Origin of the sequence: Kitasatospora sp. NPDC059577, assembly GCF_042735475.1 — a bacterium.
GTDB lineage: Bacteria > Actinomycetota > Actinomycetes > Streptomycetales > Streptomycetaceae > Kitasatospora.
Map to the genome: position 1 here is coordinate 1 of NZ_JBHWBZ010000075.1, position 5187 is coordinate 5187.

Below are 5187 nucleotides of genomic sequence, written 5' to 3' on the forward strand. Positions count from 1 at the left end.
TGTGGGGTGTGAGGTCACCCCCCCGCGCCCCGGGGGGGGGGGCCCCCCCGCCGCCGGGGGCCGGTCGCCACCGGCCCCGGGCGGTCCGACGGTCGCTCAGGAACGGCCGTCCGGGGCGGGTACGGGCTTCGTGTGGAGGATGTCGCGGGCCTGGTCGGCGGCGCGGGCGATGTTCTCGGAGACGAAGTCGACGAAGCGGGCGATGTTCTCCAGCCGGGCGGCGGCCTGGGTGCCGGGGCCGAGGACGCTCACGCCCTCCCGGGCGATCCGGGCGAGTTCGGCGGTGCCGCGGGCGCCGGCCATCGTGGACTGGTACATGACGTCGTCGTCGACGATGTAGCGCTCGCGGCGGCGTTCGTCGCGTTCGCGGCGGATCAGGCCCTGGCTCTCGAGGAACGCGACCGCCTTGGAGACGGACGCCGGGCTGACCCGGAGGCGGTCGGCGAGTTCGGCGGCGGTGAGGCTGGCGCTGTCGGTGGTGTACAGGGCGGCCAGCACCCGGGCCGTCATCGTGGGCAGGCCCTGGCCCATGAAGACGGTGGTGAACGTCTCCTCGTACGCGCGGACGGCTTCGGCGTCGCGGCCGTGCGTCTGCGGGGGCGTGCCGGGCGGACGGGGCGCGGCCTTCTTGCGGCGGTGGGCGCGGTGTTCGGTGGCCCGGTGGGCGAGGTCGGCGCGGTAGCCGGTGGGGCCGCCGTTGCGCATGACCTCGCGGGTGACGGTCGAGGTCGGGCGGTCGAGGCGCCGGGCGATCTCCGCGTAGGCGAGGCTGTCGGCCAGTCCCAGCGCGATCTGCTGGCGTTCCTGCTGGGTGAGTCTGCCTCCGGGCATCGCGCGCTCGCTCTCCTTCGTGGGCCGTGGGTGCCGTCACCATAGCGTTCACTCTCGATCCAGTGCAACGAAAGGCTTGCTGTTGTTGCGTTAGATCTCCAGCCGTTGCAATGATTTAACGTCACCCACCTGCACTTATGCAGATTTCCCGCAACGGTTCCGTTGCTGTGTCCATGAACGCAACGTAGCGTTTCCGTCGTCAGAAAGACGGACGACGGATTACGGACAACGGACCCGAGGAGCACACCACCATGACCAGCACCCCCGCCGGCCAGGACCGCCCGAACCTGCAGAAGGCCATCGAGGAGATGGTCGGATCCGGATTCACCGGGGTGACGCTGCGCGTGCACGACGAGCAGGGCGCATGGGCCGGCACCGCCGGGGTGCGCGAGCTGGGCGACACCGCGAAGCCGCCCGTGGACGGGCACGTCCGGATCGGCAGCAACACCAAGACCTTCACCGCGGCCACGGCACTGCGCCTGGTGGCCGAGGGCGCGATCGACCTGGACGCCCCGGTGGCCGACCACCTGCCCGAGTTCGGGCCGGACCCGAGGATCACGGCGCGGATGCTGCTGCAGCACACCAGCGGGGTGTTCAACTTCACCGGCGAGTACTACGAGGACGGGACGTTCGCGCCCGGGATCGCCGCCACCACCGCGGGCCGGGAATGGGTGGACAACCGCTTCGCGACCCACCGGCCCGAGGAACTGGTCCGGCTCGCCCTGTCCAGGCCGGCGCGGTTCGAGCCGGGAACGGACTGGAGCTACTCCAACACCAACTACGTGCTGGTCAGGCTGCTGATCGAGAAGGTCACCGGCCGCCCGCTCGCCGAGGAGATGCAGCGGCTGGTCCTCGGCCCGCTCGGACTGACCGGCACCCTGCTGCCCGGCACCGACCCGGAGATCCCCGAGCCGTACGCCCACGCCTACTACCGCTACGAGGACGCCGGCCGCCACACCGTCGACGTCACCCGCCAGAACCCGTCCTGGATCTCCACCGGCGGCGACATGATCTCGACCACCCGGGACCTCCACACCTTCATCTCCGCCCTGACCGGCGGCACGCTCCTGCCCGCCCCGCTGCTGGCCGAGATGTGCACGCCGCACCCCAAGGCGGGCTACGGCCTGGGCGTGTTCGTGCAGGAGGTCGACGGCGGCGGCACCGTCATCACCCACAACGGCGGCATGGCCGGCCACGGGGCGCTGATGTACAGCACGCCCGACGGCCGCACGACCCTGACCGCCGCACTGAACTACGTCGACGACGCCGAACTGTCCCTGGCGGCGGCGTTCCAGCAAGCGGTGCAGAGGCTCGTCGCCGAGGTCTTCGGCGGCGGCCGGGCCGGATCGGCCGCCGCCGGCCGGTAGGGCCCCGCCCGGCTTCCCGCCTCGCTTCCCGCTTCCGGTGCCCGCTACCTGCGCGGCCGCAGGCCGAGGTCCGAGACCGGCCCGAGATGGGCGAGCTTGTCGGGGTTGGACACCGAGTGGAACGCCCGGACGGCGCCGTCGGCGATGTCGAGCGCGATGACACCGGCGACGCGCCCCCGGGCGTCCAGCAGGACGGCGCCGGGACGGCCGTTGACCCGGGCGTAGCACCGGGAGATGCCGAGTGCGCGGTTGCGGCCGAAGCCGAACAGTAGCAGCTGGGCGACGCGCCGCAGACCGCTGACCGACCTGCCGACCGCCCTGGCCTTGCCGCCGCCGTCGCCGTGGAAGACGACGTCGGGCGCGAGCAGGTCGAGCAGTGCCTCCAGGTCCCCGCCCTCGGTGGCCGCGAAGAAGCGGCGGGCGAGCTCGTCACTCTCCGCGCGCCGCGCCGTGGCCCGCTCCCGGGCGGGCCGGCCGCCGGGGCCCGGGGCCAGGCGCCTGCGGGCCCGGGCGAAGATCTGACGGCAGTTCGCCTCGGACTTCCCGGTCATCTCCGCGACCTGCGGGTAGCCGTACCCGAACGCCTCGCGCAGCAGGAACACCGCCCGCTCGGCGGGGGAGAGCGCCTCCAGCATCAGCAGGAAGGCCATCGACAGGGTGTCGGCCAGCTCGGCGTGCTCGGCCGGGCCACCGGGGCGGTCGGCGAACGCCACCACCGGCTCGGGCAGCCACTCGCCGACGTAGGTCTCGCGCCGCACCCGGGCCGACGCCAGGTGGTTGATGCCCAGCCGGGTGACCGTGGTGGCCAGGTACGCCTTCGGGTCGGCGACCTCGGTGCCGGCCCGGCCGGCGCGGGTCAGGCCGAGGAAGGCGTCCTGGACGAGGTCCTCGGCGTCGCCCACCGAACCGGTCATCCCGTAGGCGATGGAGAACAGCAGCGGCCGGTACCGGACCGCCTCCGCCACGCCCGCCTCCGCCCCTGCCGCCCTACCGTCCGCCGTCTCCGCCGTGCCCGCCGACTCCGCCGGTCCCGCCATGGATCCTCCTCCCCCCGGCGCCCGCCCCGTCCCCGGGTGGCGCACGTCACATCCGGGCCCTGTCACAGCCCGGACGGCTGTCCTGTCTGAGAGGGCAGCAACGGACAACGTACCGAGGAGCACGCCATGGAAGCCCGCCTGAGCCCCTTCGCCAGCCCCGTCATGGGCAAGGTCTACAAGCACCTGATCGCCGCGAGCCAGGCCGTCACCGACGCGGTCCTGCCGTACGCCACCCAGGAGTTGGTGCGGCTGCGGGCCAGCCAGATCAACGGCTGCGGGTACTGCGTCGACATGCACTTCAAGGACGCCGTGCACGCCGGGGAGGAGGCGGCCCGGCTGAACCTGGTGGCGGTGTGGCGGGAGGCGACGGTGTTCACCGACGCCGAGCGGGCCGCCCTGGAGCTGGCCGAGCAGGGCACCCGGATCGCCGACGCGGCCGGCGGGGTCAGCGACGAGGCGTGGGAGAACGCGGCGAAGCACTACGACGAGGAGCAGCTCGCGGCGCTGGTCTGCGTGATCTCGGTGATCAACGCCTTCAACCGGGGCAACGTGATGACCCGTCAGCCCGCGGGCGGCTACGAGCACGGCCGGCACAGCCTCTGACCGGCCCGGCCCCGCCCGGCCCCGCCCCCCGAGCCCGCGTACCCGTACACCCGCAAGGAAATCGCCGTGAACGTCGCGTTGTGGATCGTCACCGCACTGCTGGCCGCCGTCTACCTGGCGGGCGGCGTTTTCAAGATGGCCGTGCCCCGGGCGAAGATCGCCGCCGCCGGGCGCAGCGGCAGATGGGTCGAGGACTTCGGCGCGGGCGCCGTGAAGGCCATCGGCGCGGTGGAGGTGCTGGCGGCGGTGGGGCTGGTCCTGCCCGCCGTGCTGGACATCGCGCCGGTGTTCGTGCCGCTGGCGGCCGTCGGACTGGTGCTGCTGATGGCAGGGGCGGCGGCGGTGCGGGCGCGGCGCCGGGAGTACGGGCTCGTGGCGGTGGACGCGGTCTACGTGCTGCTGGCGGCGTTCGTGGTGTGGGGGCGGCTGGGGCCGGAGTCGTTCCTCAACTGAGCGGGCGGGTGGAGCCGGTGGCGGGGCGACGGGCCGGGGTCGGTGGTCCGTCCCCCCGCACGGGTGAACCTCGCCGACCCGTACCGGTCACGGCGGCAGGTGCGGGACGGCCGACCGGCCGGGGCTGCCACGATCGTCGCTGTCGCGCCCGTGCGGGGAGGTCCCGCCGCGGGGGAGAGGGAGAAGCCCGATGCCCGAGGAACTGCCGCGCCGGATCGTCCTGATCCGCCACGCCAAGGCCGAGCATCCCGACGATGTGGACGACCGCGAGCGCCCCCTCGCGGGGCGGGGCCGCAAGGACGCGCCGGTGCTCGGCCGCTGGCTCGCCGGTGCCGGTCTCACTCCCGACCTCGCGCTCGTCTCGGCCGCCCGGCGGACCCGGGAGACGTGGCGGCTCGTCGTCCCCGAACTGGCGGCCACACCGAAGACCGTCTACGAGGAACGGCTGTACGGGGCCGGCCTCGGGGAACTCGTCGCGCTGCTCACCGAGGTGTCCGACGAGGTCCAGGACGTGGCCGTGGTCGGCCACAACCCCGGTGTCCACGCGCTGGCCGACGCCCTGGCCGGCGAGGCCGAGGGCGACCCGCTCGCGCGGATGAACCGCTCCGGCTTCCCGACGGCGGCGGCCGCGGTCCTGACGTTCCAGGGGAGTTGGAAGAGCGTCGAGCACGGTGTCGCCCGGCTGGTCGCCTTCTGGACGCCCCACGCCTGACCCCCGCCCCCTGGCCGCCCCCTGACCGCCCCCTGGCCTTCCTCGTGCCGCCCGGCCGTTGGCCCGGGGGGCCCCCTGGGGTCGGGGGGCCCCCGCGGGGGTGAGCGGCGCGGGCCGCGGCCCCCCCCCGCGGCCGGCCCCCCGTCACATGGGCGGGCGGCCGCCGCGGGGGTGATTGAGCGGT

The 5187-nt window shown here is 74.1% G+C and carries 6 protein-coding genes; 4 read left to right on the forward strand and 2 right to left on the reverse strand.

The window, feature by feature from the left end; genetic code table 11:
• Window positions 1-96 precede the first annotated feature (96 nt).
• Window positions 97-831, reverse strand: a complete 735-nt coding sequence (locus ACFV0O_RS36665; RefSeq protein ID WP_380348462.1) for a MarR family transcriptional regulator — start codon at window positions 829-831, stop codon at window positions 97-99.
• A 251-nt stretch (window positions 832-1082) separates the two neighbouring features.
• Between ACFV0O_RS36665 and ACFV0O_RS36670 the strand changes: the two genes are divergently transcribed.
• Entirely contained in the window at window positions 1083-2198 is a 1116-nt protein-coding gene (locus tag ACFV0O_RS36670; protein ID WP_380348464.1) for a serine hydrolase domain-containing protein, read from the forward strand.
• A 44-nt stretch (window positions 2199-2242) separates the two neighbouring features.
• Here ACFV0O_RS36670 and sigJ read toward each other — a convergent pair whose 3' ends face one another.
• Window positions 2243-3235: an RNA polymerase sigma factor SigJ gene (gene sigJ, locus ACFV0O_RS36675; RefSeq protein WP_380348466.1), complete on the reverse strand. Its 993-nt coding sequence runs from the start codon at window positions 3233-3235 to the stop codon at window positions 2243-2245.
• 126 nt (window positions 3236-3361) lie between these two features.
• Here sigJ and ACFV0O_RS36680 point away from each other — a divergent pair, with 126 nt between their 5' ends.
• The 3 genes from ACFV0O_RS36680 (at window position 3362) to ACFV0O_RS36690 (ending at window position 5003) form a co-directional block, all read left to right on the forward strand.
• Window positions 3362-3838, forward strand: coding sequence for a carboxymuconolactone decarboxylase family protein (locus ACFV0O_RS36680; RefSeq protein WP_360254880.1), 477 nt, complete (start codon window positions 3362-3364; stop codon window positions 3836-3838).
• A 66-nt stretch (window positions 3839-3904) separates the two neighbouring features.
• Window positions 3905-4291: a DoxX family protein gene (locus tag ACFV0O_RS36685; RefSeq protein ID WP_380348467.1), complete on the forward strand. Its 387-nt coding sequence runs from the start codon at window positions 3905-3907 to the stop codon at window positions 4289-4291.
• 190 nt (window positions 4292-4481) lie between these two features.
• Complete coding sequence (locus ACFV0O_RS36690; RefSeq protein WP_380348469.1) at window positions 4482-5003, forward strand: SixA phosphatase family protein; 522 nt, start codon at window positions 4482-4484, stop codon at window positions 5001-5003.
• The last annotated feature ends 184 nt before the right edge of the window (window positions 5004-5187 follow it).

Excerpts from the sequence above, each read along its gene's own strand:
- ACFV0O_RS36665 (WP_380348462.1), bottom strand. The coding sequence starts at position 831 with ATGCCCGGAGGCAGACTCACCCAGCAGGAACGCCAGCAGATCGCGCTG.
- ACFV0O_RS36680 (WP_360254880.1), top strand. The coding sequence starts at position 3,362 with ATGGAAGCCCGCCTGAGCCCCTTCGCCAGCCCCGTCATGGGCAAGGTC.
- sigJ (WP_380348466.1), bottom strand. The coding sequence starts at position 3,235 with ATGGCGGGACCGGCGGAGTCGGCGGGCACGGCGGAGACGGCGGACGGT.
- ACFV0O_RS36670 (WP_380348464.1), top strand. The coding sequence starts at position 1,083 with ATGACCAGCACCCCCGCCGGCCAGGACCGCCCGAACCTGCAGAAGGCC.
- ACFV0O_RS36690 (WP_380348469.1), top strand. The coding sequence starts at position 4,482 with ATGCCCGAGGAACTGCCGCGCCGGATCGTCCTGATCCGCCACGCCAAG.